This is a genomic window from Pseudomonas sp. Marseille-QA0332, assembly GCF_054950175.1.
This window is the reverse complement of record NZ_CM143106.1, coordinates 4,112,773-4,139,666: the sequence shown is the minus strand read 5'-3', so window position 1 is coordinate 4,139,666 and position 26,894 is coordinate 4,112,773. Positions and strand designations below refer to the sequence as shown.

Sequence of the window (26,894 nt, the reverse complement as noted above, 5' to 3'; positions counted from 1 at the left end):
TCCTTCTCAGAGATCGCCGAAGAAGCGCTTCACACCCTCGAACCAACCACTGGCCTTGGGCGAATGGGAGCTGTCGACTTCCAGCGAATCACGCAGCTCTTCGAGCAGCTCGCGCTGGCGACGGCTCAGGTTGACCGGCGTCTCGACCGCCACGCGGCACATCAGGTCGCCCGCGGCGCCACCACGGACCGGGGCCACACCCTTGCCGCGCAGACGGAACTGCTTGCCGGTCTGGGTACCTTCCGGGATGCGCAGCTTGACCCTGCCGTCGAGAGTCGGCACTTCCAGCTCGCCACCGAGGGCGGCATCGGTGTAGCTGATCGGCACCTCGCAATACAGGTGCTTGCCATCGCGCTGGAAAATCGGGTGCTCGCGCACGCTGATGACCACATAGAGGTCACCGGTGGGCCCACCTTGCGCCCCAGCTTCGCCCTCGCCCGACAGGCGGATGCGATCGCCCGTGTCGACTCCTGGCGGCACCTTGACCGACAGGGTCTTGTATTCCTCGACTCGCCCTTCGCCATGGCAGGCGTTGCACGGATCGGTGATGACCGACCCACGGCCATGGCAACGCGGGCAGGTCTGCTGGACCGAGAAGAAGCCTTGCTGCATGCGCACCTGGCCAATGCCACCACAGGTCGAGCAGGTGGTCGGCGCGGAGCCTTTCTTGGCGCCGCTGCCGTCGCAATGGGTGCAGTTGACCAGCGTCGGCACGCGGATGTTGACCGTGGTGCCGCGCACGGCTTCTTCCAGGTTCAGCTCGAGGGTATAGCGCAGGTCGCTGCCACGCTGGGCACCGCCACGCGCGCCACCACGGCCGCCACCGAAGAAGTCGCTGAAGACATCGCCGAAGATATCGGAGAAGTTGGCGCCACCGAAGCCCGCGCCACCGCCACCCATGCTCGGGTCGACGCCGGCATGGCCGTACTGGTCGTAGGCCGCGCGCTTGCTGGCATCGGAGAGCACTTCGTAGGCCTCGTTGGCCTCCTTGAACTTGTCTTCCGACTCCTTGTCACCGGGGTTGCGGTCCGGGTGGTACTTCATCGCCAGGCGGCGATAGGCTTTCTTGAGGTCGCCTTCGCTGGCGCCGCGCTCGACACCCAGGACCTCGTAATAATCACGCTTTGCCATAAGTCATTCGCACTCTTGAGGGCTTTCGGCAAACCTCTGCGCATCTTGCGCCGTGCCGTCGACACCCGTCGCCAGGCCCGCAGGCGCCCCGACAGATGCCGTAGAATTTCGTGTGTCCCAGACACGCCAACGCGGGAGCAAGCCCCCGCGCGGCGACATCCTACCAGCTCGACGCCCGATGACGACGAGCCGGCCGACAACTTGCAGGGATTACTGCTTGTTGTTGTCTTTCACTTCCTCGAACTCGGCGTCCACCACGTCGTCCTGGCGAGCTTCCGGTTCGGCCTGCTGGGCGCCGCCCTGTGGCTGCTGGCCCTGCTGCTCGGCGTACATCTTCTGGGCCACCGGCGCGGAGACCTTGGACAGCTCCTCGACCTTGGCGTCGATGGCTGCCTTGTCGTCGCCCTTGATGGCGGCTTCCAGGGCCACCACGGCCGCTTCGATCGCGGTCTTCTCGTCAGCGCTCACCTTGTCGCCGGCGTCGGCCACCATCTTGCGGGTCGAGTGGACCAGCGCATCGCCCTGGTTGCGGGCCGCAGCCAGCTCCTCGAACTTGCGGTCTTCCTCGGCGTTGGCCTCGGCGTCACGCACCATGCGCTCGATCTCTTCGTCCGACAGTCCGGAGTTGGCCTTGATGACGATCGACTGCTGCTTGCCGGTGGCCTTGTCCTTCGCGCCGACGTGCAGGATGCCGTTGGCGTCGATGTCGAAGGTCACTTCGATCTGCGGCACGCCACGCGGAGCTGGCGGGATGTCGGCAAGGTCGAACTTGCCCAGCGACTTGTTCTGCGCGGCCTGCTTGCGCTCGCCCTGCAGGACGTGGATGGTCACGGCGCTCTGGTTGTCGTCGGCGGTCGAGAACACCTGCGACTTCTTGGTCGGGATGGTGGTGTTCTTCTCGATCAGCGGAGTCATCACGCCGCCCATGGTCTCGATGCCCAGGGTCAGCGGGCTGACGTCCAGCAGCAGCACGTCCTTGACGTCACCGGCCAGGACCGCGCCCTGGATGGCGGCACCCATGGCGACCGCTTCGTCCGGGTTGACGTCCTTGCGCGCTTCCTTGCCGAAGAAGTCGGCAACGGCTTTCTGCACCAGCGGCATGCGGGTCTGGCCGCCGACGAGGATCACGTCGTTGATCTTGCTGGCATCGATGCCGGCGTCCTTCAGGGCGATGCGGCAAGGCTCGATGGTGCGCTGCACCAGGTCCTCGACCAGCGACTCCAGCTTGGCGCGGGAGATCTTCACGTTCAGGTGCTTCGGACCGGTCGCATCCGCGGTGATGTACGGCAGGTTGACGTCGGTCGACTGGGCCGAGGACAGCTCGATCTTGGCCTTTTCCGCAGCTTCCTTGAGGCGCTGCAGGGCCAGCGGATCGTTCTTCAGGTCCATGCCGGACTCTTTCTTGAACTCGTCGACGAGGTAGTCGATCAGGCGCATGTCGAAGTCTTCGCCACCGAGGAAGGTGTCGCCGTTGGTAGCCAGCACTTCGAACTGGTGCTCGCCATCGACTTCGGCGATCTCGATGACCGAGACGTCGAAGGTACCACCACCGAGGTCATAGACGATGACGGTGTGGTCGCCCTTGGCCTTGTCCATGCCATAGGCCAGCGCGGCGGCGGTCGGCTCGTTGATGATGCGCTTGACGTCCAGGCCGGCGATGCGACCGGCATCCTTGGTGGCCTGGCGCTGGCTGTCGTTGAAGTAGGCCGGAACGGTGATGACCGCTTCGGTGACCGGCTCGCCGAGGTAGTCTTCGGCGGTCTTCTTCATCTTCTTGAGGACTTCGGCGCTGATCTGCGGCGGCGCCATTTCCTTGCCATTGGCTTCGACCCAGGCGTCACCATTGCTGGCCTTGACGATCTTGTAGGGCACCAGCTTGATGTCCTTCTGCACGACGTCTTCTTCGAAGCGACGACCGATCAGGCGCTTGACCGCGAACAAGGTGTTGTGCGGGTTGGTCACTGCCTGGCGCTTGGCCGACTGGCCGACCAGGATCTCGCCGTCGTTGGCGTAGGCGATGATCGATGGCGTGGTGCGCGCGCCTTCGGCGTTCTCGATGACCTTGACGTTACCGTTCTCGAGGATGGAGACGCAGGAGTTGGTGGTCCCCAGGTCGATACCGATGATTTTGCCCATGTTGAATCTCCCGAAACTTGAATTGGGTTACAGCGGGCGCGTTGGCCAACTGCGGCAATACTTGAGTGCTTGACACCTAGATGGGGTTGCCCCGGAAGATTTCAAGCCTGTTCATCGATCGAGGGTTGCGGCGCTGCCGGCGCCTTGCTGACCACCACCATGGCGGGGCGCAGCAGACGGCCGTTGAGCAGGTAGCCCTTCTGGAACACCTTGAGCACGCTGTTGGGCTCGACCTCGGCGCTTTCTTCCATGGCCATGGCCTGGTGATGCTCGGCGTTGAACGGCTCGCCATGCGGGTCGACGGCCTCGAGGTTGTAGCGCTTGAGGGTGTCGGCGAACATCTTCAGGGTCAGCTCGATGCCTTCGCGCATCGGCCTGATCGCCTCGTCATCGGCGCTGGACAGTTCCAGGCCGCGCTCGAGGCTGTCGATGACCGGCAGCAGATCGCTGGCGAACTTTTCCAGGGCGAACTTGTGCGCCTTCTCGACGTCCTGCTCGGCACGGCGACGGACGTTCTGCAGGTCGGCCACGGCACGCAGGGACTGATCCTGGGCGGCTGCCAGCTGCTCCTCGAGCTGCTGCACGCGGGCGCCGAGATCCTCAGTGCCAGCGGCTTCGGTGTCGAGGTTCTTTTCATCCAGTTGTTCGTCAGCCATGGGGTTCTCCTTCGCAAATGGGGTGTGCGCGAGACGTGCTCGCCGGGTCTGGCGGATATATGGGGGCTGAAAACCCAGCTTCAAGGGCAGGCTCGCCGCTCACCCATGCATGCCTGCCGTCAGGGGGCATTGTCAGGCCCACGGCAAACACTGTATAAATAAACAGACCTGAACAAAAATCGGGAGCCGCCCATGCTGGTGCACCTGTCGATCCACAACTACGCCATCGTCGAACACCTGGACCTCGAGCTCGCCCGGGGCATGAGCGTCATCACCGGCGAGACCGGTGCTGGCAAGTCGATCATGCTCGACGCGCTCGGCCTGGCATTGGGCGACCGCGCCGACAGTGGCGTGGTGCGCCCGGGCGCCGACAAGGCGGACATCCTCGCCACCTTCGACCTGGCGGACATCCCCGAAGCCCACGCCTGGCTGGCCGAGCGCGACCTCGAGCAGGACGGCCCGTGCATCCTGCGCCGCGTGATCACCGCCGAAGGGCGAAGCCGCGGCTACATCAATGGCACGCCCTGCCCGCTCGGCGATCTCAAGGCCCTGGGCGAACTGCTGATCGACATCCATAGCCAGCACGAACACCAGTCGCTGCTCAAGACCGACACCCATCGTCGCCTGCTCGACGAGTACGCTGGCGCCAGCGACCTGGCGCGCCAGGTCCAGCTGGCGGCCCAGCGCTGGCGGCAGACCCGCCAGGAGCTGGAGCGGCTGTCCAACTCCAGCGACGAACAACGGGCACGCCACCAACTGCTGAGCTACCAGCTCGAGGAGCTGGAAAACCTCAACCTGGGCGAGAACGAGCTCGAGCAGCTGGAGCAGGAGCACAAGAACCTGACCAATGCCGAAGCCCTGTTCGGCGTATGCCGCCAGGTCATCGACCAGTGCAGCGAGAGCGACTCGGGCAACGTGCTCAGCGCCCTGACCGCCTGCCTCAACCGCCTCGGCGCCGCCGCCGACGCGCCGCGCGCCCTGGGCGAGGCAGCCAACCTGATCGCCAGCGCGCAGATCCAGGTGGAAGAAGCGGTCGGCGAGCTCAACCGCTTCCTCGATCATTTCGATGCCGACCCGATGCGCCTGCAAGCCCTTGAAGAGCGCCTCGACACCCTCTACACCCTGGCGCGCAAGCATCGCGTGCAACCGGCCGAGCTGCCCCAGCTGCAACAGCGGCTGATGGATGAGCTCGAAGGGCTCAACGCCAGCGACGAGTCGCTCGAACGCCTCGCCGAGGAGCTGGCCGCCTATGCCAAGCATTACCAGGAAAAGGCTGCCGAACTCAGCGGCCTGCGCCAGCATGCCGCCAGCCAGCTCGCCGAAGCCGTCGAGCAGGAGATCCAGCGCCTGGGCATGCCGGGCGGGCGCTTCCGCATCGCGCTCACGCCTGTCGCTGGCGACGAGCTTTCGCCAAACGGCCTGGAGCTGGTCGAACTACTGGTCAGCGCCAACCCTGGTCAGCCGCTCAAGGGCCTGGCGAAGGTGGCATCCGGTGGCGAGCTGTCGCGGATCAGCCTGGCGATCCAGGTGATCACCGCGCAGACCTCGCGCATCCCGACCCTGGTCTTCGACGAAGTCGACGTGGGCATCGGTGGCCCGACCGCGGAGATCGTCGGCCAGCTGCTGCGTCGCCTGGGCGAGCGCGGCCAGGTCCTGACCGTGACCCACCTGCCGCAGGTCGCGGCGCAAGGGCATCATCACCTGTTCGTGCACAAGGTTCGCCAGAGCGATACTACCCATACCGCCGTGGCCAGCCTCGGCAAGCGCGAGCGTGTCGAAGAGGTGGCGAGGATGCTCGGCGGCATCGACCTGACCAAGGAATCCCTGGCTCATGCGCGCAAGATGGTGGTGTCCGGCAAGTGAGGGCATGCGCGGGCAGCGCTTCCTTATATGGTGCGTTGCCGGGGCGCCGGTTACCGCATGACGGGCTTCACGGCCCCAGGCTTCAAGCCGCAGGCACAAGAAAGGCGACCCCAGGTCGCCTTTCTTGTGTCAGTGACGATCGAAACCGTTACTTCTTCTTGCGTACATACAGCACGAGATTGTGATCGACCAGTTCGTAGCCGTGCTCGGCGACGATTTCCTTCTGGCGCTTTTCGATCTCGGTATCGACGAATTCGATGACTTCGCCGGAATCCACGTTGACCATATGGTCGTGATGGCCGCTGTCGGCCAGTTCGAACACGGCGTGACCGCCGTCGAAGTTGTGGCGAACCACCAGACCCGCGGCTTCGAACTGGGTCAGTACACGGTAGACGGTTGCCAGACCGACGTCCTCGCCAGCTTCCATCAGTGCCTTGTAGACATCTTCCGCGCTCATGTGGCGCTGCTCGGCCGAGTCGAGCATCTGGAGGATCTTCACTCGAGGCAGGGTTACCTTGAGACCCGCTTTGCGTAATTCGCTATTTTCAACCATGGTCAGCTTTCTCGCCGATGCTGCTTCGCAGCTTCTCTTAATACGGGTATGATCGGGGTTTACGTTGTCCAGCCAAGATAGTGGAAGTCGCCCACCGATGCAAAACACCAAGCTCTTGCTAACCAGCCTCACCTTCGTGGGACTGCTCGCACTCGCCGGTTGCTCGTTTCCCGGGGTTTACAAAATCGACATCCAGCAGGGCAATGTCGTCACGCAAGACATGATAGACCAATTGCGTCCCGGAATGACCCGTCGCCAAGTACGGTTTATCATGGGCAACCCCTTGTTGCAGGACACGTTCAACACCAATCGCTGGGATTACCTGTACAGCCTCCAGCCTGGTGGCGGCCAGCGCCAGCAAGAACGCGTCAGCGTGTTCTTCAATGACAGCGACCAGCTGGTCAGCCTCTCTGGCGACTTCATGCCGGGCGTGAGTCGTGATCAGGAAATCCTCGGCGGCAGCGGCGACACCACCGTCAGCCCTGAAGCCCAACCAGGCCAGCAGCCTGCCGAGCAACCGGCCCAGCCTGGCTCGCTGGAAGAGTCGATCCAGCGCGAAATCGACACCATCGAGACCACCCCGGTGCCGACACCGGCGCCGCTGGAAACCTCGCCTTGACTCGAATGTCTTCCAGAAGCGTTGGGGCCGTGCCTCCAACGCTCTCGGTGGACTTCAGGGCCTGGAGGTAAGAGCGGCCGCCGTGCCGCGATGGGGCTGCAAAGCAGCTCCGGGGTCTCGAAATCGTCACTGACTGTCGAAGGTACCCGACGCCGCTGCGCGCCCTGTCGCGGCATTGCGGCCGCTCCAGTTCGCGACCGTGCTTTCGACACCACCGGTGGGGGCAAGGTGTGGGAGCGGTCGCTGCCGGAACACCCAGCGGCTCCTACTTCTCACCCATACAGCTGCTTGGCCCGCTGGCAGAATGCATCGACCAGGGTATTGGCGGCCTGGTTGAACAACGGCCCCAGCGTCGCGCGCACCAGCGACCCGGCATAGTCGAAAGACATGTCCAGACTGATCTTGCAGGCCTTGTCCCCCAGCGGCTTGAAGATCCACAGGCCATGCAGCTGAGTGAACGGCCCCTCCTCCAGGTTCATCTCGATCGACCGCCCCGGCACCAACGTGTTGCGGGTCATGAACTGCTGGCTCAGGCCGCCCTTGGCCACTTCCAGACTGGCGCGCATGTGGGTCTCGCTCGCCTCGAGCACGGTCGATGCCGAACACCAGGGCAGGAACTTCGGGTAGCTGGCCACATCATTGACCAGATCGTAGAGCGCCTGGGCAGGATAAGGCAGCAGGGCAGAGCGTTGGATATGGGTAGTCAAGGCGTCACTTCCAAAGCTTGGGCGGCAGCGCCTCGCGGCGCATCGGGAACCTGTCCCGATCGACGAGACAGGTCCTGCATTGTCCGGGATTCGTCCTACAGGCTCAAGCATGCAGAAATCCCGTAGCCGACAAGCCGAACGGCTGCTTATAATGCCGTCCCTATGGCTAAGCAAAAGAAACATCCGACCGGGACCATCGCGCAGAACAAGAAAGCGCGACACGATTACTTCATCGAGCACAAGTTCGAGGCCGGACTGGTCCTGTCCGGTTGGGAAGTAAAGAGCCTGCGGGCCGGCAAGGCGCACCTGACCGACAGCTACGTGCTGCTCAAGGATGGCGAAGCCTGGCTGTTCGGCAGCCACATCACCCCGCTGACCACCGCCAGCACCCACGTCATCGCCGACCCCACGCGCACCCGCAAGCTGCTGCTCAACAAGCGCGAGCTCGAACGCGTCGAAGCGTCGGTCGCGCAGAAGGGCTACACCTGCGTGGCGTTGTCGCTGTACTGGAGCAAGCACCTGATCAAGTGCGAGATCGCGCTCGGCAAGGGCAAGAAGGAGTTCGACAAGCGCGATACCCAGCGCGAGCGCGACTCCAACCGCGAGATCCAGCGGGCGGTACGCAACAAGGGCAAGGACGAGTAGCCGCTCGCCCCGCCTGGCCACGTCACCGGCCCACACGGGCATCGGCGACGCGGCCTGGGCATGCGCCTGACGAAGCGGCGTCTAGTGGCCGCTGCGGCGCTCGGCCCGGGCGACCCGCTGCGCTTGCTGCTGGGCCTCCTCCAGCACCTCCTGCACGTACAGGATATGCCGGCTCGACACTTGCCGAGCATCATCGGCGCGCCCCTCGACAATCGCCTGGTAGAGCTGCCGATGCTGGCTGATCAGCATGTCGCGGGTTTCGCTGCGCTGCTGGTACATGCCGCCGATGTTGGTCACCACGTTACGCTTGAGCAAGTCGAACAGCCCGCGGATGGTGTGCAGCAGCACGGCATTGTGGCTGGCTTCGGCGATGGCCAGGTGAAAGCGCGCGTCGGCGGCGCCCTCTTCGGCACGGCTGACTTCATCGGCGCGTGAATAGCAGTCCTGCAGCGCATCGAAGGCCGCCTTGAGCCGTGCCCGGTCAGGCTCGGTAGCCCGCTGGGCGGCATAGTAGGCGCACGAAGCCTCGAGGGTATGGCGAAACTCGAGCAGGTCTCGCTGGGCATCGCCGCTGCGCTCGAGCAGTTGCAGCAAAGGATCGCTGAAGGTCGAGCCCAGCGCCTCGGCGACATAGTTGCCGCCGCCCTGGCGACTGACCAGCAGCCCCTTGGCCACGAGTTTCTGGATCGCCTCGCGCAACGAGGGACGGGATACGCCGAACTGCTCGGCCAGGACCCGCTCGGCCGGCAGTCGCTGGCCCGAGGTCAAGGTGCCTTCGAGGATCATTCCCTCGAGCCGCTCGACGATATCGTCGGACAGGCGCCGTTGACGGACCTGATCAAAAACCATCATTCACTCTCCACAACCCGCCCGTGTGCGGGGCGCCTATTCTCGCTCATCCATGGGCGACCGACACTTGCCAGTCGCTGCTTTTTGCAACGGTCCAGAGTTCCATCGACCGGTCTGCGACCAAAGTCACGAACGAGACAAATTGACACACCAGAGGCCGGGTTTTAACCTAGCGTTCAGACATTGTAAATTGGTCTTACCAATTAGCCAATGCCAGCGCCTGACCAACGACAATTAGGGGCCACCCCGTATGCAAACCTGGCAACAACTTTATTCGCCACTTGGCAGCCTGGGCCTGTCCGCGCTAGCCGCCGTCATACCGATCGTGTTCTTCTTCCTGGCCCTGGCGGTGTTTCGCCTCAAGGGTCACGTAGCAGGCAGCATCACCTTGGCACTGTCGATCCTGGTGGCGATCTTCGCCTTCCAGATGCCCGCCGACATGGCCCTGGCCGCGGCCGGCTATGGCTTTGCCTACGGCCTGTGGCCGATCGCCTGGATCATCGTCGCCGCCGTGTTCCTCTACAAGCTGACCGTCAAGAGCGGCCAGTTCGAGGTGATCCGCAGCTCGGTGCTATCGATCACCGACGACCAGCGCCTACAGGTCCTGCTGATCGGCTTCTGCTTCGGTGCCTTCCTCGAAGGCGCGGCCGGCTTTGGCGCGCCAGTGGCGATCACCGCTGCCCTGCTGGTCGGCCTCGGCTTCAACCCGCTGTACGCCGCCGGCCTGTGCCTGATCGCCAACACCGCGCCGGTGGCCTTCGGCGCCCTCGGCATCCCGATCATCGTCGCCGGCCAGGTGACCGGCATCGACGCCTTCCACATCGGCGCCATGACTGGCCGCCAGCTGCCACTGCTGTCGCTGTTCGTGCCGTTCTGGCTGGTGTTCATGATGGATGGCGTGCGCGGCGTGAAGGAAACCTGGCCCGCCGCGCTGGTGGCCGGCCTGAGTTTCGCCGTGACCCAGTACTTCACTTCCAACTTCATCGGCCCGGAGCTGCCGGACATCACCTCGGCCCTGGCCAGCCTGATTGCCCTGACCCTGTTCCTCAAGGTCTGGCAGCCCAAGCGCTCGTTCGCCGGCGCCCCGGGCAGCATCGGCGCGGCCGTGGCCAACGGTGGCGGCAGCCAGCCTTCGCCCTACAGCCTGGGCGAGATCTTCAAGGCCTGGTCGCCGTTCCTGATCCTCACCGTGCTGGTCACCATCTGGACCCTCAAGCCGTTCAAGGCGGCCTTCGCCGCGGGTGGCTCGATGTACAGCTGGGTGTTCAACTTCGCCGTGCCGCACCTTGACCAACTGGTGATCAAGAGCGCACCGATCGTGGCCACCCCGACGGCGATCCCGGCGGTGTTCAAGCTCGACCCGATTTCGGCCACCGGCACCGCGATCTTCCTCTCGGCGCTGTTGTCGATGCTGGTGTTGAAGATCAACTTCAGGACTGGTCTGACCACTTTCAAGGAAACCCTGTACGAGCTGCGCTGGCCGATCCTGTCGATCGGCATGGTGCTGGCCTTCGCCTTCGTCACCAACTATTCGGGCATGTCCTCGACCATGGCCCTGGTTCTGGCTGGCACCGGCGCGGCGTTCCCGTTCTTCTCGCCGTTCCTCGGCTGGCTGGGCGTGTTCCTGACCGGCTCGGACACGTCGTCCAACGCCCTGTTCAGCTCGCTGCAGGCCACCACCGCGCACCAGATCGGGGTCAACGACACCCTGCTGGTGGCGGCCAACACCAGCGGCGGCGTGACCGGCAAGATGATTTCCCCGCAATCGATCGCCGTGGCCTGCGCCGCCACCGGCCTGGTCGGCAAGGAATCGGACCTGTTCCGCTTCACGCTCAAGCACAGTCTGTTCTTCGCCACCATCGTCGGCCTGATCACCCTGGTTCAGGCCTACTGGCTGACCGGCATGCTGGTCCACTAGCGTGACAGGAGCCGGGTGCGCCACGCCGCGCCCGGCAGCCGTCCTATCCATCTACGCTGCGAGATCCCATGATCATATCCGCCTCGACCGACTACCGCGCAGCAGCCCAACGCAAGCTGCCGCCGTTCCTGTTCCACTATGCCGACGGCGGCGCCTACGCCGAGTACACCCTGCGCCGCAACGTCGAAGACCTGGCCAGCATCGCCCTGCGCCAGCGCGTCCTGAAGAACATGTCCGAGCTCAGCCTGCAGACCGAACTGTTCGGCGAGACGTTGAGCATGCCGGTGGCGCTGGCCCCGGTCGGCCTGACCGGCATGTACGCCCGCCGCGGTGAAGTGCAGGCAGCACGCGCGGCCGCGGCCAAGGGCATCCCGTTCACCTTGTCGACGGTCTCGGTGTGCCCGATCGAGGAAGTCGCCCCGTCCATCGACCGCCCCATGTGGTTCCAGCTGTACGTGCTCAAGGACCGCGGTTTCATGCGCAACGCCCTGGAGCGGGCCAAGGCCGCTGGCGTACGCACCCTGGTGTTCACGGTCGACATGCCGGTCCCGGGCGCCCGCTACCGTGACGCCCACTCGGGCATGAGCGGCGTCAAGGGGCCGATGCGCCGCGTATTGCAGGCGATCACCCACCCGCGCTGGGCGCTGGACGTCGGCCTGCGTGGCCGCCCGCACGACCTGGGCAACATTTCCACCTACCGCGGCAACCCGACCGGCCTGGCCGACTACATCGGCTGGCTGGGCGCCAACTTCGACCCGTCGATTTCCTGGAAGGACCTGGAGTGGATCCGCGAGTTCTGGGACGGCCCGATGCTGATCAAGGGCATCCTCGATGCCGACGACGCGCGCGATGCGGTCAGGTTCGGCGCCGACGGCATCGTCGTCTCCAACCACGGCGGTCGCCAGCTCGATGGCGTGCTGTCCAGTGCCCGCGCTTTGCCGGCGATCGCCGATGCGGTCAAGGGCGAGCTGAAGATCCTCGCCGACTCGGGCGTGCGCAGTGGCCTGGACGTGGTGCGCATGATCGCCCTCGGCGCCGACAGCGTGCTGATCGGCCGCGCCTTCATCTACGCCCTGGCCACCCACGGCGAAGCCGGGGTGAGGAACCTGCTCGAGCTGTTCGACAAGGAAATGCGTGTGGCCATGGTGCTGACCGGCGCCAAATCCATCAGCGAGATCACCCCCGATTCGCTGGTGCGCGAACTGGGCGCCTGAACGCGCCCGCACGAAACACCGCCTGATTGACCGGGGCACGCGTCGCGCCAGACGGCGCGGCCCCGGGAGGAGACTGCATGAGCCTGCCTGCCGCGTTTCTCCGGGATGCCGAGCGCTTGATCCCGGCCGAACGCCGTTTCGACGACCCCACTTCGACCCTGGCCTTCGGCACCGACGCCAGCTTCTATCGACTGATCCCCAAGCTGGTGCTGCGCGTCGAATCCGAGGACGAAGTGGTCGGCCTGATCCATCTCGCCCAGCGCGAGCGCGTGTCGCTGACCTTCCGCGCCGCCGGCACCAGCCTGTCCGGCCAGGCCATCACCGACTCGGTGCTGCTGGTGCTGGGCGACAACTGGAACGGTCGCGAGATTCGCCGCCAGGGTGAGCAGATCCGCCTGCAGCCTGGCGTCATCGGTGCCCAGGCCAACGCCTGGCTGGCCCCCTATGGGCGCAAGATCGGCCCTGACCCAGCCTCGATCAACGCCTGCAAGATCGGCGGCATCGTCGCCAACAACGCCAGCGGCATGTGCTGCGGCACCGCGCAGAACACCTACCACACCCTGGCCGGCATGCGCCTGGTGCTGGCCGACGGCACGCGCCTGGACAGCGAGGACCCGGCCAGCGTCGCGGCCTTCGAGCGCAGCCACGGTGCCCTGCTCGAAGCACTCGCCCGCCTGGGCCGCGAAACCCGCGCCAACGTCGAGCTGGCCAGCAGGATTCGCCACAAGTACCGCCTGAAGAACACCACTGGCCTGTCGCTCAACGCCCTGGTGGACTACGACCAGCCGCTGGACATTCTCTACCATCTGCTGGTTGGCTCCGAAGGCACCCTCGGCTTCATCAGCGCGGTGACCTACGACACCGTGCCCGACCACCCGCACAAGGCCACGGCACTGATCGTCTTCCCCGACGTGGAAAGCTGCTGCAAGGCCGTCACCCTGCTCAAGCAACAGCCCGTCTCGGCGGTCGAACTGCTCGACCGACGCAGCCTGCGCTCGGTCCAGGACATGGCCGGCATGCCGGTCTGGGTCAAAGGCCTGAGCGCCAGCGCCTGCGCCCTGCTGATCGAGTCGCGGGCCGCCAGCCAGGCCCTGCTGCACGAGCAGCTCGACCAGGTTCGCGCCTCCATCGCCCACTTCCCACTGGAACAGAAAGTCGACTTCAGCGAAGACCCTGGCGTCTACAACCTGCTCTGGAAGATCCGCAAGGACACCTTCCCTGCCGTTGGTGCGGTACGCCAGACCGGCACCACGGTGATCATCGAGGACGTGACCTTCCCGGTCGAGCGGCTGGCCGAAGGCGTCAACCGGCTGATCCGCCTGTTCGAAAAGCACCGCTACGACGAAGCGATCATCTTCGGCCACGCGCTGGAGGGCAACCTGCACTTCGTGTTCACCCAAGGCTTCAACAGCGCCGCCGAAGTGGCCCGTTACCAGGCCTTCATGGACGACGTGGCACAGCTGGTAGCCGTGGAATTCGGCGGCTCGCTGAAGGCCGAGCACGGCACCGGGCGCAACATGGCGCCGTTCGTCGAGCTGGAGTGGGGGCATGACGCCTACCAGCTGATGTGGACGCTCAAGCGTCTGCTCGACCCCAACGGCATCCTCAACCCGGACGTGGTGCTCAGCGAAGACCCGCAGATCCACCTCAAGCACCTCAAGCCGCTGCCGGCTGCCGACGAGATCGTCGACAAATGCATCGAATGCGGTTTCTGCGAGCCGGTCTGCCCGTCCAAGGGCCTGACCCTGAGCCCGCGCCAGCGCATCGTCATGTGGCGTGACATCCAGGCCCGGCGACGCGCCGGTGAAGATACCCGGGCACTGATGCAGGCCTACCAGTACCAGGGCATCGACACCTGCGCCGCTACCGGGCTGTGCGCCCAACGCTGCCCGGTGGGGATCAACACGGGCGAACTGGTCAAGAAGCTGCGCAGCGAGGCCGCCGAACACGAGCGCACCGCCGAGTGGCTGGCCGAGCACTTCCAGACCACCCTGCGTGGCGCCCGCCTGACCCTCGCCGCCGCCAACGGCGCGCGCAAGCTGCTTGGCGCCCCGCGCCTGCGCCAGCTCAGCGCCTCGCTGAGCAAAGCCAGCAAAGGCCGCCTGCCGCAATGGACCCCAGCCATGCCGCAGCCTCTGCGCGCCCCGCTGCCTACCCGCACGGCCCATGACAACCGCCCGCGCGTGGTCTACCTGGCTGCCTGCGTGTCCCGCGTCATGGGCCCAGCCGCTGGCGATCGGGAGCAGGCGTCGCTGCTCGACACCACGTGCGCACTGCTGGAAAAAGCCGGCTACCAGGTGGTCTTCCCGGAAGACGCCGACAACCTCTGCTGCGGCCAGCCGTTCGCGTCCAAGGGCTACCCCGAGCAGGCCGAGCACAAGCGCCAGGAGCTGATCAACGCCCTGCTGCATGCCAGCCGTGGCGGGCTCGACCCGATCTATTGCGACACCAGCCCGTGCACCCTGCGCCTGGTCCAGGACCTGGCCGAAACCCGCCTGGACCTCCATGACCCGGTGCGCTTCATCCGCACCCACCTGCTCGACAAGTTGCAGTTCGTCCCGCAGGAAGCACCTATCGCGGTACACGTCACCTGCAGCACCCAGCACCTGGGCGAAAGCCAGGCGCTGATCGACCTGGCGCGCCTGTGCAGCAAGCAGGTGGTGATCCCCGAAGGCATCCACTGCTGCGGCTTCGCCGGCGACAAGGGTTTCACCACCCCCGAGCTCAATGCCCACGCCCTGCGCAGCCTCAAGGACGCCGTGCAGTACTGCAGCGAAGGCATCTCCACCAGCCGCACCTGCGAAATCGGCCTGTCGACCCACGGCGGCATCGACTATCACGGGCTGGTCTACCTGGTGAATCGCGTGACGCTTCCACTGGCTAAGCGCGAAGCCGTTGGCGCCTGAACCGCTGCGCTGCCTGCAACGCACCAAGGGCCGGTCGCCGCGCTTTGCGCGCGGGGATCGGGCCTGAACAAGCGCAACTTTGATTCGAAATATTGCCGACTCCCTGGAACGGCGCTTCCAGGACACGGCTTGCTCCTGTCCGATTGAACCCTCGTCGAGGCCGCGCAGTCCATCCTGTAGGCCCACCTTCCGAGGCCTTCACCCTCAAGGAGACACCCATGAAAGGTACTGCGCTTTCAGCTCTGTTCGCCGCAGCCACGCTGCTGGCTTCGCCGGTGTTCGCGGCCGAGGACCTGTGCGAGATCAACCTGCAGAAGATCAACGACATGAAGGTCACCCAGACCGCCACCACCGCAGGCGACGCAGCCACCGGCGGGCCCGGCGCCAACATCGACGAGCAAGTCCAGAAAGCCCAGCAAGCCAAGGCTTCGGGCAACACCGAGGACTGCATCTCGATCACCGGCAAGATCCTGCAAGACCTGGAAAACCGCGAGAAAGGCAGCAACGGGCGTTGAGTGCCAAGCGCGGGCGACAGGCCAGCAGTCGACGTCGCCCGCCCGATGGCGTATACTCCGTCACACGTACCTCGAGGTACGACAGCTAGAGCTGAACCATGGGGCCGATTAGGATTCGACGCCGGTAGCGAAACTCTAGGTGCATGCCGAGTTGGTAACAGAACTCGTAAATCCACTGTTGCAACTTTCTATAGTTGCCAATGACGAAAACTACGAGGGCTACGCTCTCGCTGCGTAAGCAGCCGAGCCCGCTCTCCTGGTAGCTTCGGCTCCAGCAATCACCAGGGGATGCCTGTAAACCCGAAGTGATTGTCATACAGAACAGGATCGCCGCGTAGTACGTTGTGGACGAAGTGGCTAAAACTTACACAACTCGCCCAAAGCACCCTGCCCGTCGGGCGGCTGCGGGTTAACTCAATAGACACGGCTAAGCATGTAGGACCGACAGCGGAGTACTGGCGGACGGGGGTTCAAATCCCCCCGGCTCCACCAAATGATCAAAAAAAGACGTCCACGGACGTCTTTTTTTGTGCCTGGAGTCCAGTAAATACGCGGCTTCCAGCGCTTTTGCGGTCTTTTGAGAGTTTTTGAGTTCCAGCCATTCGGGTATTCCAGGCGGTATTCCAGCTCACCCGGTGCTAATCTTTGGAATACCGAATCAGTGCTTGAGGACAATCTCATGCCTGCTCAAAACCTCCGCCTCTCCGATCGACAGCTCAAGGGAGTCAAACCCGCGTCCAAGGATTATGTCCTCACGGACGGTGACGGTTTGCAGCTCCGCGTACGCAGCAACGGCTCGTTGCTGTGGAATTTCAACTACCGCGAACCGGTGACCAAGAAGCGCATCAACATCGGCTTCGGGACCTATCCCGAACTGTCACTGGCGAATGCACGAAAGAAGGCAGTCGAAGCACGCGAGTTGCTCGCCCAAGGCATCGACCCGAAGGTGCAGCGCAATACGTTGAATGAAGCCAAGCGCGCAGAAACGGAACACACCTTCGAGAACGTGGCCACCGCCTGGTTCGAGCTCAAGAAAGACTCGGTGACCCCAGCCTACGCCGAGGACATTTGGCGATCGCTCACGCTGCACGTATTCCCCGATTTGAAGACGACACCACTCACCAAAATCACCGCGCCGATGGTGATCGGATTGCTTCGTCCAATTGAAGCGAAAGGCAGCTTGGAGACGGTCAAGCGTCTAAGCCAGCGGCTAAACGAGATCATGACCTACGGCGTAAACTCCGGGCTGATCTTCGCCAATCCGCTCACCGGCATCAGGGCAGTATTCAAGAAACCCAAAAAAGAGAACATGGCTGCGCTTCCGCCCGAAGAGCTTCCCGAACTCATGATGGAGATCGCGAACGCCAGCATCAAACGCACGACCCGCTGCCTGATCGAATGGCAATTGCACACGATGACTCGCCCCGCCGAGGCGGCGACTACTCGCTGGGCAGACATCGACTTTGAAAGGCGTGTCTGGACCATCCCAGCAGAGCGGATGAAAAAGCGCCGCCCACACAGCATTCCGTTGAGTGATCACGCTGTCGCACTGCTGGAGTCACTGAAGACTCACAGCGGCCATCGCGAATACGTCTTTCCGGCCGATAGAAATCCACGCACTCACGCCAATAGCCAGACCGCCAACATGGCGTTGAAACGCATGGGTTTTCAGGATCGATTGGTCAGCCACGGCATGCGCTCGATGGCCAGCACCATCTTGAATGAACATGGGTGGGACCCCGAACTCATTGAGGTCGCACTGGCGCATGTCGACAAGGATGAGGTGCGCAGCGCCTACAACCGAGCCGACTACATCGAACGCCGCCGTCCGATGATGGCTTGGTGGAGTGAGTACATTCAGAAGGCCGCCACTGGCAGTCTGCTTGCCTCTGCATACGGCCAAGTCAGAGACAAGAACGTGGTGCCGATCCACTAGCGCTGTAAAGGCGCAATAACGGCGGCGACAGAAACTGAGCGCTCAAGATTCAGGGAAAGCAGCCTCGTTTTTCCGCTTTCCAACACGGGTCCATCCAAACAGGGCTGCAAAGCCGCCCTGTTTGGATGGACCTCACTTTGAAGAGCTAAAAGCCACGACGTTGTCCAGGATTTACCGCGGAACTCCATCGGTGGATAACCGCTTTTAACGTCCCTAAGAGCGCTGAATTTCGGCCCTTGACCGGGTTTATCCACAGGCGTAGAAATGGCCGTGCAAAGGCTGTCGATGACAGCACCCCAGGTGACCCGAGCCTTCAAGGTCACGCCGCTCTCGCGGTGGCTCTACCCAAGGGCGATTCGCATCCGGCAGCTCGCCCGGTCACTACCCATGTGATGGATGCTCTTACACATATAGCGCTCGTGCGCCAGACACACCGTACCTCGCTGCCCTGCAGCAACCTATCCGCTTGGCCGAATACTGCGCCAACCTGTGCCCGTCTCTTTCTTCTGGAAAGAGACGGGCACTTCTACCACTGCTGCAGCCCTGATCGCACAAGGCTTTGCGGCATTCCCCCTCGTGACAATCGGCGTGACAAATGCCGATGTCACCAGCAACAGCCATGTAGATGATGGTGCCGCAGACCACGGAATGGACTGCACCTGACTGACAGTCAGGCATGCCCCGGTCATCGCATTGCTGCTTGCACCTGGCTCAGGATCTCGCGGCGCTGGTCTCGTCAGCCAATGCAGCCTCCACCCGCCCACCGGTAACGGTGTTCAGGAGGCCAGATCATGAGATGCCCTTGCTCCCGGTCGTAAGGAGCCGCCAGTCCCACGTAATGGACATTCCCCACAGGTCGCAGGGGCCTTGATCCCTGATAACACTCAGCATTCTTGGCGGGATGACGTGGGGCGAGGACTGGAGAGCAAAAGATGAGGTTACCGATATGGCATTGGTGGGTAGACGCGATGGCCGCAATTTCGGCTACGGCAGGCAATTGAGCTACGCAGGGCCGCAGGCGTTGAAAGACATGTTCGGCGGCGGCCACTACGGCACGGTGAAGGCACACTGTGATCGGTGGCAGGCATTCGTCGAATGGTGCCGTTCCGAACAGGGGCCGGGTTTCAATGATGCGCGGCAGATTGATCGGAAGGTGTTGGGTGACTATGCGGCGTATCTGCGCGACTTGGTTAGGCGCGGTGACCTTGCTGTCAGCACCGCACAAAACCGCTTATCCAGCGTTAACAGAACCATGGCGGCGCTTCGCGGTGATCAGCATGTGAAACTGCCAAGCCCGAGCAAGGCGTTGGGCATGCAGCGCACCGGGATTCGACACTCGGTACCTCAGGGCCAAGACTGCGATCAAGTTAAAGAGATCGTCCATGCGCTTTGCCGAAATCATCAGCAACGGGCCGCCGCAATCGTTCTGTTGGCACGGGCCACCGGCATGCGCTTGCGTGAGGCCATCTTGGCGGATCTGCCACGACTAAGCCGTGAGGCTAACGAGCTAGGCAGGATCAATATTCAGGATGGTACCAAAGGCGGTCGCGCCGGTGCCTCGGCGCCGCGTTGGATTGCGGTGAACGACGATGTTCGCGAGGCGCTTGGGTTTTCACGGCAGGTATCGCCTGTGGGTAGCCACAACCTGGTTGCGCCGCACGAAAGCTACCGGAATCTTCTGCAAGAAATTATCCGCCCTGCGCGGGACATCTTGCATGCACACAACCTCAAAGGCTTCCATGAGCTAAGAGCGGCGTACGCATGTGAGCGCTATGAGCAAATCACCCAACACCGAGCGCCTATCAATGGCGGCCACTGTTGCCAGTTAGATAGGAGCCTTGATCGTGAAGCTCGTAGGCAAATCAGCTTCGAGCTGGGGCACGGGCGCATTGACGTGGTCGCGGCATACATAGGTGGCCGGGCATGAGTAGACCATTCCATATGGAGCTGTTCTTGGCTGGCGTTCTGACCGGCTCGCACGCAACCCGGCAACGCCACGTGCGACAGGCAAAAATAATCCAGGCAGAAATCGCAGGGCGCTGGAAACGAGAAACACCTTGGGCTTGGCAGAGAAAGCATGTGGCTTGGTTTCTTGAGCACCGCTTAGCTGAACGATGCGAGGTGACCCGCTATCGCTACCTGCTGACCGTGCGGCTGCTCGCTCGTCGCTTGAAAAAATCCTGGATCTTCAACCGCCATGCGAATCCCTAATTTTGACAGTCAAGACCGAGCGCATTCGTCGCGTGACTGCCATAAGCGGATGGCAGCTATCAGCGATAAGCAGCCGTTATTCGCTATCCAACCTGCGCTCTCGTACTGTCGCTAAACTGTAGCAAAATCGCCAACCAGTGTTTAATGGTCGATAACGACCAAAACCACATATCATACGTGATTGGGATTAGGCAGATGTAGTAATGGCAGCTGATCAGCGTTGTGATCCCAGTATCTCATCAAGGGTACACAACGTGCCGTGACTACCTAAGCGCATCGAGTAATTTAGGAGCCGAGATGGCATACGTAGTGGTTTTACTTGCAACCCGATGGGGAAGTGATTTAGGTGGCCTCAATGTGTTTAACAAGGGTTTAGCAGAAGGCTTGATCCAAGCACTCCCCAAAGAAAGCCAGACGTACTGTTTTGTAAATCGGTTGCCGGAAACAGGATGCGAAGTAGGAATAAATCTTATAGTACAGAAAGAGTTCACCGCATCCGAGATAGCTGACAAAATTGCCAACTATTGTACAACATCAGACTTAGAGACATTGCAAGGCGTTTTAGTTGTGGGACATGACGTCATCACAGGCCAAGCTGCCGTCGACTGCGCCAACCAACTTCGTCAGCATCTTAGCGAGACGGACATTAAGTCAGCCGTTATAGGCCATATGGACTATTCGTCATATGCCTTTATGAAAGGGCAAAGCATGGATGAGGTGACTGCACGTTCGATGCAGCAGCGAGAAGTCATTGCTGCTGCAGATTGTGCTTTTGCTGTGGGCCCTCTGCTACAGCGTAATTTCGCATCGGCGCGAAGTGCCAAGAATCGACCAAGATCACCTGTAAGGCCATTGATACCCGGCGTTGAAAAAATTAAGTGGCAGCACCACGACCCTCGCGTCGATTTGCAAGTTTTTATCTCTGGCCGACTTAATCGTGATGACGATCCGATAAAGAATTCTACACTGGCCATCCACGCACTCGCAGAAGCATATTCACGAGGTCGGCAAATCGATGCTGTGGCCTGGCTAGCTCGTGGGCAACTTTTTGCGTGGGGAGTAGACCCAAGCTCCGACAAAATTGTGGTGGAAGAGCTCAAAGAAATCGGTAGCAAGAATGCTGCTTTTACTCTTCATGCAGAGCCATTTTCCGATGACCAAGTAGCCCTAAGGCAACGCTTGGCTAGTTGTCATGTAGCGTTGATGCCGTCGTGGCATGAAGGTTTTGGTTTGAGTGGATGGGAGGCTCTTTGCGCAGGCATCCCCCTTGTATGCTCGCGCCAATCCGGACTTGCGATGCTAATTGATGATCTGAAACACCAGTTCCCAGAGGTTTCATTCGACAGCATTGAGTTTGTAAATCTTGGCGGCAGCACGACTGCAGGCACGCCGAACCAAGAAGATATCGATAAGTGCGCTGACGCTTTGCTTGCAATTACAAGCAACCTTGAGGCGCGAAAGCAAGCTGCTATCGAAGTTGCATCCCTACTAAAACGTGAATATAGCTGGAAGCGCTGCGCATCTGATTTACTAGAAGGTACTGGCTGGTACTTTCCTGGCTCGGTACATTGGGCGAACCGACAAGCTGTCGGTCGAAAGCAGGAGGAGTCTCGTCAGGTATTGGAACGAATACTTGAAAATCTGGGCCAATTAGACCTCGAAGAGGACTGGGCTGATTTGACTACAGCCTTCAATAGTCTGAGTGATGCGGGTAAGAACGCCGATTTGCATAATCGGGCCGACCTGCAAGAGAAACTGCGTGATATCAGTAGTGCCATTGGTGATCGTATGGCTATGACGAGCTCAGCAAGAGACTCAGGACACATGGACGTGTGCTGGCGGTTCATGGCCGCTTGCGCAAATATATGCTCTAGTTTCAGAGCGTTCTCTGAGTCCTTTTCAGAACCTATGCTACAGGTCATTTGGAAAGATTCGTTTTTGACTAAAGAGTTATTTTACTACTCATCCGTCTTTGCCAGCGAGATATTAAATCAGGCAAGCGAAATAGCTCCTAAGTTTTTCGAACCAGCTCGTGTATTAGATTTTGGCACCTCGTTCGCTATTCGACTTGCACGTTTGGAAAACAAACATCCCGGGATCGCGACAATTGTTCCTGGAATTGAAGCTGATCCTAATTTTAGAATGGAAAATCAGCGCTGCATTAAAGTAACTAAACTCTCCCATGATATTGCAGATAGCATCGCAAGCGACCCTATATTAGCGCCTACGACCCTGGCGCTAATGGCGCACGGTCTGGATCCGGCTCGCCAAATTTCCGATCAGAGTGTTAGTTTTTTAAATATGTATTACCCTACCGCTGGCAAGGTCAAGGGGCATTGGCGTGGCGATAAGCGTGTATTCGCCGCATTTGCTACCGCGAGCTTATCCACGCAGGTACTTCTTGAAACTTTACGGAGAATGGCTCTTGATGAAGATGAAAGTATTAGATGGGCCTCATTGCATCTAGCATTCTCTCACACCCTACGACGTCGACTAGAAGCTGCTTTCTCCGCGGGGGGGGTGAAAATAGAGCGCTCCCTGAATGAAGAGCTGGGTAGGATTGTGGACTTGGCTATCAGCACCGATGAAGGCCATCCATGGCTGCATCGGGAATTTCTGAGCCATTATCTAGAGGAGTGTGCATCTCCATCAGAACCCGGTAAGCCCGTACGTTTAGGCGTATTAGACTTTCCCGTCGCAAGATGGTTGATTGGCCCAGTCGTAGGTGAAGTGGGGCCTACACTTCGTGGCTGTATGCATCCAGAGGTTACTGTTACGCGCGCTGATACTCTCCAAAATGTTAAGCGCGTCTTACTTGTATTACCTCCAATTGAAATCGATGATGCGGCATCCGGAGCATCGCGGACCAGTACACCAGCATTAGGCTTGGGCCTGCTGGCCTCTCATCTCGCGGCTCAAGGGCACGACGTTCAGATAGCGGACTGTCATAGGTTCCCAAGGCTCCGTGCGGAGGTATTGCGCCTAGCACAAACTTTCGACCTGATAGGATTCAATACCGTATTTTCCACAATACAATCAACGATGAATATGCTCGTTGGTATTCGCAAGAGAACACATAGTACTACGTTGGTAATCGGCGGGCCGGCAGCCAAGCTAAATGCATGGCAGTTTTCTACTGTGCACACAGAGGACGCCCAAGCAAGCTGGGACTTTGCAGTTTCAGCAAATGCTGTGGAAAATTTATCCTCTTTGGTGGCCAGCTTGAAAAACCCAGGGAAGTGGCCCCTAGCACCGGGCATTACCCCAAATTTGAAAAGTTGGAATGTGGTTGGTCGTGGAGTCGAGGCTGGCAACGTTATACCGGCAATTTCACAAGATTCATCAGCGACCACATGGCCGCAAGTAATAATTGATCGTCGCATTTACCGCAATGAGAATGGTCAGTATGAGCCCGCGCGAACCAGGGCAAAATCGACTACTTTCTATGAGGCTCACGTAGTTATGTCGCAAGGCTGCGACTGGAATTGTGCCTTTTGCACCGAGCGAAAAGATAAAAGTGGAGGTGAAATTCGCCGAGAGGTCTCGCATGTCCTCATGGAGGTTAACGCCTTGGCTTTGCAACATCCAGAACTCCGTATTCAGTTCGTAGATGATAACTTGCTTCCGCAGATAGCATCCGATGGAAAGCCTCAAGCGAACAAGTACAGTGGACTCGCATGGGCGAGCGACTTCATTGAGGGCCTGACCAAAATCAAAGAGCGGGCTGGTGAATCATTTGGGTGGCGTGGGATTTTCCGCATTGAAGATTTCATTGCTTACGAAGAACGTATGGGCTTCTCTTTCATAGAGCGCTTACAACAGTCTGGGTGTCGCATGCTTGCATTCGGCATTGAGCACGGAAGTGAGGAGCGAAGAAAAAAGAGTAAAGCTGCAAGTCAAACTGTAACCAACCGTCAAATTTCCGAGCTTTTTGCACGACTTCGATCTGCAGATATTCTCACAAAGGCCTATTTCATGCTGGGCGGTCAGTGGGAGACACCAGAGTCAGCACAGCAAACAATTGATTTCTCGGTTGAATGTGGAGTTACCCTAGCATACTTTGCGCTTTATAAAGATTTCTCTACTGCCTCAAGCGTTCTGAGCAAAGAGCAGCATGCAAATGATCCGAGACCAGAAAGCTATATACGCTACAAACAGCTAACACTCAGCTGGGATCAGCAGCTCATTGACGTACAAAACAATCCTGAGCCCTGCGATTTCTATATGGGTGGTTCGCCTGTTACGGAGCAAGAGCTGCAATGCTATCGTGAACTATCAATTCTGGGCTTCCAATTTGCAGACTTGGTCAAGTACAACGATTTTCATAGCGTAGAAGCAAACGAAGGTAAGCTTTTGAACTCTGTCACATGGGGTGTACCGTCGGATTACTTCAAAATCGTTGAGCACGCTTACCGCAAATTCTATTTACGAGATGGATTTGTTAAAGAATACTGTGCTTTACTGAAGCACGGGTATTGAGATAGCGTCAATATCTGCTTTGGCCTGTTGCAGTCTGGTGTGAAAGGCTGCATCGGCTCGAAGCAGAAATCGTATGTGTGCATAGCAAACCCAGACAGCAAGTCGACACAGTGTTAAAATCTAATGGTCGTGCGGCTACTCACTCATCGACCAAAGAAACCATTAATATTAAAAACCTAAGCAATAGTAAATAACTGCAGCATGTCAAGTACTGCTGTATAAGAAAGGGGGCTATATACCCCCTAGATAATATTAAGTATGTAGTACTATTTCCGGAAGCTATAAATAAGCATACCCCCAGAAGATTCAACTTCCAATTTCAATCTCCGTCTGCAGATTGGTTGCATTTTCTACGTAACCCGCCAACTTACCAACCATTGAGTTATAAATACCTGGAGCATTATCCGGGGCTTGAAAAGTTAGCACGAATACTACTTCTTGCTCTGGCAGCTCGTGATGATCTGCCAAACCGAATTGATAAAGATCCCTAGCATAAATTCGAGCGTGCAACCTCAATGATCCGGCCTGTATAGACCGTCCTGAAAAAGAATTCGCATGACGTCGGATCGGACTCCATTTTGCAAGATCCTTTCTCGCACTCTCCTCTTTAGCTTTTGCTTCCTGCATGGACCCTAGAAGATTTATTGTCTTGCCACTAGGCCCCTTAGCTTGGAGCGCAACTTGCAAGCGAGTGGAGAAGTAATTAACTCCGCCTAACCCTGAGACAATAGGTTTAATAATTGCGGTTAGAGAGGCTCGCCCCACAAGCTTACCGCTGGCCATCATTTCCGGCGGGATGGGTAAATCGTTCCAATAGTAAGCACTGCCAGCTTTTAGTTTAGAAACCCAAGCCAGCGTGACTGTTCCTTCTTTACATACCCAAGGCATTGTATCTGGAGCCCAGGGGGTTCCCCACCCCAGCTCATGACAATGTTCATCACGCTCCGCACAATTAATTAATAGCGCACGTACTAAGTCTGGAGTAGGATTCTTTAAATTGAAGAAAGTATGAGCTGCAAGCGAAGAAATTAGAGTTGTACTAAAACTAGTGCCAGTGTTAGTAACACCGCCAATCATCCGAAGGCTTGAGAACCATGAAAGGTCCGGCTTTTTCATCCCTGCTGGGGCTGGCCCCTTCAAGCTAAGTGAGCATGCTTGCGATGGGACGCCCACGGCACTGGCAGTACGACCGCTGACCGTCAAAGCTCCCTCACAGTCCGCAGGCGGACATAACTTTTTTAAGTTGGAGCTTGAAACGTTGCCAATCGAAATAATCGGTAAAATCCCATACTCACGAGCAATTTTATTGATCTCATGCCCAAGAAAACTAATCTCTTTGGGGTTCGCTGACGGGGCTATTTCGTTAAATGACAGATTCCATACCTTTGCAAAGGTATTGGTAGCAGCAGCAACATCTTTCAAGTAGTTAAGGAACTGATTCTGGGTTGGCTGTTTCTTCGTTCCATCCTTTGCAATTGCTTGGACGGTTGCGAACCGACAATTCAATTCTGGAAGATTTAGGTTATTGTTCCACGCATGTCCGTTACACACGAGAGATGTTATCTGATTACCGTGAATTCTATTTGCCACAAAATCGTCGATTAAAGGAGGAGCTGCCCAGTATTCAAACGGTTTGTAACTTGCAGCCGAGCGCCCTCCATCAATTACCACAACAATAGGGAGATCTTGTGGAGATATGCTTGATAGATCTGGCTCAGCGCCCTGGCCCGGAGGAGTTGAATTGGATGTAATGCTTGAGACAGGCTCAATACGATATGTTGTCCCTGACGCTGCAATCTCTTGGAGGGTATGAACTGAGTCCACCTCAGCTGAGAAGGAAGCGATTCCTGACTCAAGGTATTGCTGGCAAGCATACAGCAATACCGGATCAATGCTTTCGTCAGGCTCTTCACTTTCTGCCTTGACGTCAAATAAGTTTGAAAACCGCTCATCACCAAAAGATATTTTCTTCTTCCGATATAGCTCTAATAAGTCGCTAACAACTGACAATCTAGCCTCCTCATTAGAGAAGGGAAGAAGCCAAAAACTAAATTGCTTGCAATCTCCTTGCCCTTCAGCCCCCCAAAATTCTTCTGCAGTTTTCCCACGAAAAGTTTCGAAGGCATTGAATAGGCTAACTGACTCCACGCGCGATATATCAACGCGCTCCACAATATTTTTTGCGGTTTTCAAACGCTTTGAGATGACATCGAAGGCCTTTACATCGCTTTCCAAGAGATAGCCATCAAATGCCGGCGCCACAATTCTGCAGCCATAGTTAATGGAAAAAATGTCTTTTGGAGTCCAAGTAGAGGCGTGCGAATCGCTGAACATCCTTACGACAAGATGAGTCTTATTTGCATGGGTTTTAATTTCACCCACTTGTTTACTGAAGCTATCGAAGGCTTCTGACAACTTCGCCCTCTGAGCTAGAAGACGATTTTGTCGTACATCCTTCTCATTTTTCCCTCCCCCTTTAATTGCTGAAGGTGCCGGCTTTCTTAAAAAATTGAGCACCGGATTGATCAGCGGAGTTCCATTATTGGCTGCCACTTT

Annotated in this window: 18 protein-coding genes and 1 other RNA gene; 12 read left to right on the top strand and 7 right to left on the bottom strand. The window is 59.3% G+C overall.

The features are described from left to right. Positions 1-6: 6 nt before the first annotated feature. The 3 genes from dnaJ to grpE all read right to left on the bottom strand — a co-directional run bounded on the left by dnaJ (position 7) and on the right by grpE (position 3,923). Complete coding sequence (gene dnaJ / locus ACY8GK_RS19095; protein WP_196177992.1) at positions 7-1,131, bottom strand: molecular chaperone DnaJ; 1,125 nt, start codon at positions 1,129-1,131, stop codon at positions 7-9. Positions 1,132-1,341: 210 nt separating this feature from the next. Further along, on the bottom strand, positions 1,342-3,267 hold the full coding sequence (gene dnaK / locus ACY8GK_RS19090; RefSeq protein WP_196177994.1) for a molecular chaperone DnaK: 1,926 nt from the start codon (positions 3,265-3,267) through the stop codon (positions 1,342-1,344). A gap of 101 nt (positions 3,268-3,368) precedes the next feature. Next, positions 3,369-3,923 carry a nucleotide exchange factor GrpE gene (grpE, locus tag ACY8GK_RS19085; protein WP_196177996.1) on the bottom strand — a complete coding sequence of 185 codons (555 nt, stop codon included), beginning with the start codon at positions 3,921-3,923 and terminating at the stop codon, positions 3,369-3,371. A gap of 192 nt (positions 3,924-4,115) precedes the next feature. On the opposite strand from grpE, the gene recN reads away from it, so the two are divergent. Next, complete coding sequence (gene recN, locus ACY8GK_RS19080; protein ID WP_196177998.1) at positions 4,116-5,786, top strand: DNA repair protein RecN; 1,671 nt, start codon at positions 4,116-4,118, stop codon at positions 5,784-5,786. Positions 5,787-5,934: 148 nt separating this feature from the next. On the opposite strand, the gene fur is transcribed toward recN, so the two are convergent. Continuing rightward, entirely contained in the window at positions 5,935-6,339 is a 405-nt protein-coding gene (gene fur, locus ACY8GK_RS19075; protein WP_196178000.1) for a ferric iron uptake transcriptional regulator, read from the bottom strand. 97 nt (positions 6,340-6,436) lie between these two features. Here fur and ACY8GK_RS19070 point away from each other — a divergent pair, with 97 nt between their 5' ends. After that, a complete protein-coding gene (locus ACY8GK_RS19070; RefSeq protein ID WP_196178002.1) occupies positions 6,437-6,958 on the top strand; it encodes an outer membrane protein assembly factor BamE in 522 nt (173 codons plus the stop codon). 272 nt (positions 6,959-7,230) lie between these two features. On the opposite strand, the gene ACY8GK_RS19065 is transcribed toward ACY8GK_RS19070, so the two are convergent. Beyond that, positions 7,231-7,665 (bottom strand): type II toxin-antitoxin system RatA family toxin, encoded by a 435-nt coding sequence (locus ACY8GK_RS19065; protein WP_196178004.1) that lies wholly within the window; start codon positions 7,663-7,665, stop codon positions 7,231-7,233. Between the two features lie 162 nt (positions 7,666-7,827). Between ACY8GK_RS19065 and smpB the strand changes: the two genes are divergently transcribed. Next, positions 7,828-8,310 carry an SsrA-binding protein SmpB gene (gene smpB / locus ACY8GK_RS19060; RefSeq protein ID WP_196178006.1) on the top strand — a complete coding sequence of 161 codons (483 nt, stop codon included), beginning with the start codon at positions 7,828-7,830 and terminating at the stop codon, positions 8,308-8,310. Positions 8,311-8,391: 81 nt separating this feature from the next. Here the strand turns inward: smpB and ACY8GK_RS19055 are convergent, their stop codons facing one another. After that, positions 8,392-9,159 carry an FCD domain-containing protein gene (locus ACY8GK_RS19055; protein ID WP_196178338.1) on the bottom strand — a complete coding sequence of 256 codons (768 nt, stop codon included), beginning with the start codon at positions 9,157-9,159 and terminating at the stop codon, positions 8,392-8,394. Between the two features lie 250 nt (positions 9,160-9,409). Here ACY8GK_RS19055 and ACY8GK_RS19050 point away from each other — a divergent pair, with 250 nt between their 5' ends. The 9 genes from ACY8GK_RS19050 (at position 9,410) to ACY8GK_RS19010 (ending at position 24,338) form a co-directional block, all read left to right on the top strand. Further along, positions 9,410-11,077, top strand: a complete 1,668-nt coding sequence (locus ACY8GK_RS19050) for a lactate permease LctP family transporter (protein WP_462401824.1) — start codon at positions 9,410-9,412, stop codon at positions 11,075-11,077. A 68-nt stretch (positions 11,078-11,145) separates the two neighbouring features. Further along, positions 11,146-12,291: an FMN-dependent L-lactate dehydrogenase LldD gene (gene lldD / locus ACY8GK_RS19045; protein ID WP_462401823.1), complete on the top strand. Its 1,146-nt coding sequence runs from the start codon at positions 11,146-11,148 to the stop codon at positions 12,289-12,291. A 77-nt stretch (positions 12,292-12,368) separates the two neighbouring features. Continuing rightward, entirely contained in the window at positions 12,369-15,197 is a 2,829-nt protein-coding gene (locus ACY8GK_RS19040) for an FAD-binding and (Fe-S)-binding domain-containing protein (RefSeq protein ID WP_462401822.1), read from the top strand. Between the two features lie 218 nt (positions 15,198-15,415). Beyond that, on the top strand, positions 15,416-15,712 hold the full coding sequence (locus ACY8GK_RS19035; protein WP_196178013.1) for a hypothetical protein: 297 nt from the start codon (positions 15,416-15,418) through the stop codon (positions 15,710-15,712). 100 nt (positions 15,713-15,812) lie between these two features. After that, positions 15,813-16,204: a transfer-messenger RNA gene (gene ssrA, locus ACY8GK_RS19030) on the top strand. Positions 16,205-16,391: 187 nt separating this feature from the next. Continuing rightward, positions 16,392-17,648 (top strand): integrase domain-containing protein, encoded by a 1,257-nt coding sequence (locus ACY8GK_RS19025; protein WP_462401821.1) that lies wholly within the window; start codon positions 16,392-16,394, stop codon positions 17,646-17,648. Between the two features lie 946 nt (positions 17,649-18,594). Next, the gene (locus tag ACY8GK_RS19020) at positions 18,595-19,575 is read left to right on the top strand and encodes an integrase domain-containing protein (protein WP_462401820.1); all 981 of its coding nucleotides are present in this window, start codon (positions 18,595-18,597) and stop codon (positions 19,573-19,575) included. Continuing rightward, on the top strand, positions 19,572-19,859 hold the full coding sequence (locus ACY8GK_RS19015; protein WP_462401819.1) for a hypothetical protein: 288 nt from the start codon (positions 19,572-19,574) through the stop codon (positions 19,857-19,859). The genes ACY8GK_RS19020 and ACY8GK_RS19015 overlap by 4 nt, the downstream gene beginning before the upstream one ends. A gap of 297 nt (positions 19,860-20,156) precedes the next feature. Then, positions 20,157-24,338 carry a radical SAM protein gene (locus ACY8GK_RS19010; RefSeq protein ID WP_462401818.1) on the top strand — a complete coding sequence of 1,394 codons (4,182 nt, stop codon included), beginning with the start codon at positions 20,157-20,159 and terminating at the stop codon, positions 24,336-24,338. Positions 24,339-24,644: 306 nt separating this feature from the next. On the opposite strand, the gene ACY8GK_RS19005 is transcribed toward ACY8GK_RS19010, so the two are convergent. Continuing rightward, positions 24,645-26,891, bottom strand: coding sequence for a S8 family serine peptidase (locus ACY8GK_RS19005; protein ID WP_462401817.1), 2,247 nt, complete (start codon positions 26,889-26,891; stop codon positions 24,645-24,647). Between the last annotated feature and the right edge of the window lie 3 nt (positions 26,892-26,894).

Bases quoted from the DNA above. Each gene is read 5' to 3' on its own strand.
- ACY8GK_RS19070 (WP_196178002.1), top strand. From the start codon at position 6,437: ATGCAAAACACCAAGCTCTTGCTAACCAGCCTCACCTTCGTGGGACTG.
- ACY8GK_RS19010 (WP_462401818.1), top strand. From the start codon at position 20,157: ATGGCATACGTAGTGGTTTTACTTGCAACCCGATGGGGAAGTGATTTA.
- ACY8GK_RS19020 (WP_462401820.1), top strand. From the start codon at position 18,595: ATGGCATTGGTGGGTAGACGCGATGGCCGCAATTTCGGCTACGGCAGG.
- ACY8GK_RS19040 (WP_462401822.1), top strand. From the start codon at position 12,369: ATGAGCCTGCCTGCCGCGTTTCTCCGGGATGCCGAGCGCTTGATCCCG.
- grpE (WP_196177996.1), bottom strand. From the start codon at position 3,923: ATGGCTGACGAACAACTGGATGAAAAGAACCTCGACACCGAAGCCGCT.
- ACY8GK_RS19025 (WP_462401821.1), top strand. From the start codon at position 16,392: ATGCCTGCTCAAAACCTCCGCCTCTCCGATCGACAGCTCAAGGGAGTC.
- ACY8GK_RS19015 (WP_462401819.1), top strand. From the start codon at position 19,572: ATGAGTAGACCATTCCATATGGAGCTGTTCTTGGCTGGCGTTCTGACC.
- ACY8GK_RS19050 (WP_462401824.1), top strand. From the start codon at position 9,410: ATGCAAACCTGGCAACAACTTTATTCGCCACTTGGCAGCCTGGGCCTG.
- dnaK (WP_196177994.1), bottom strand. From the start codon at position 3,267: ATGGGCAAAATCATCGGTATCGACCTGGGGACCACCAACTCCTGCGTC.
- recN (WP_196177998.1), top strand. From the start codon at position 4,116: ATGCTGGTGCACCTGTCGATCCACAACTACGCCATCGTCGAACACCTG.
- dnaJ (WP_196177992.1), bottom strand. From the start codon at position 1,131: ATGGCAAAGCGTGATTATTACGAGGTCCTGGGTGTCGAGCGCGGCGCC.
- ACY8GK_RS19035 (WP_196178013.1), top strand. From the start codon at position 15,416: ATGAAAGGTACTGCGCTTTCAGCTCTGTTCGCCGCAGCCACGCTGCTG.
- fur (WP_196178000.1), bottom strand. From the start codon at position 6,339: ATGGTTGAAAATAGCGAATTACGCAAAGCGGGTCTCAAGGTAACCCTG.
- smpB (WP_196178006.1), top strand. From the start codon at position 7,828: ATGGCTAAGCAAAAGAAACATCCGACCGGGACCATCGCGCAGAACAAG.
- lldD (WP_462401823.1), top strand. From the start codon at position 11,146: ATGATCATATCCGCCTCGACCGACTACCGCGCAGCAGCCCAACGCAAG.
- ACY8GK_RS19055 (WP_196178338.1), bottom strand. From the start codon at position 9,159: ATGGTTTTTGATCAGGTCCGTCAACGGCGCCTGTCCGACGATATCGTC.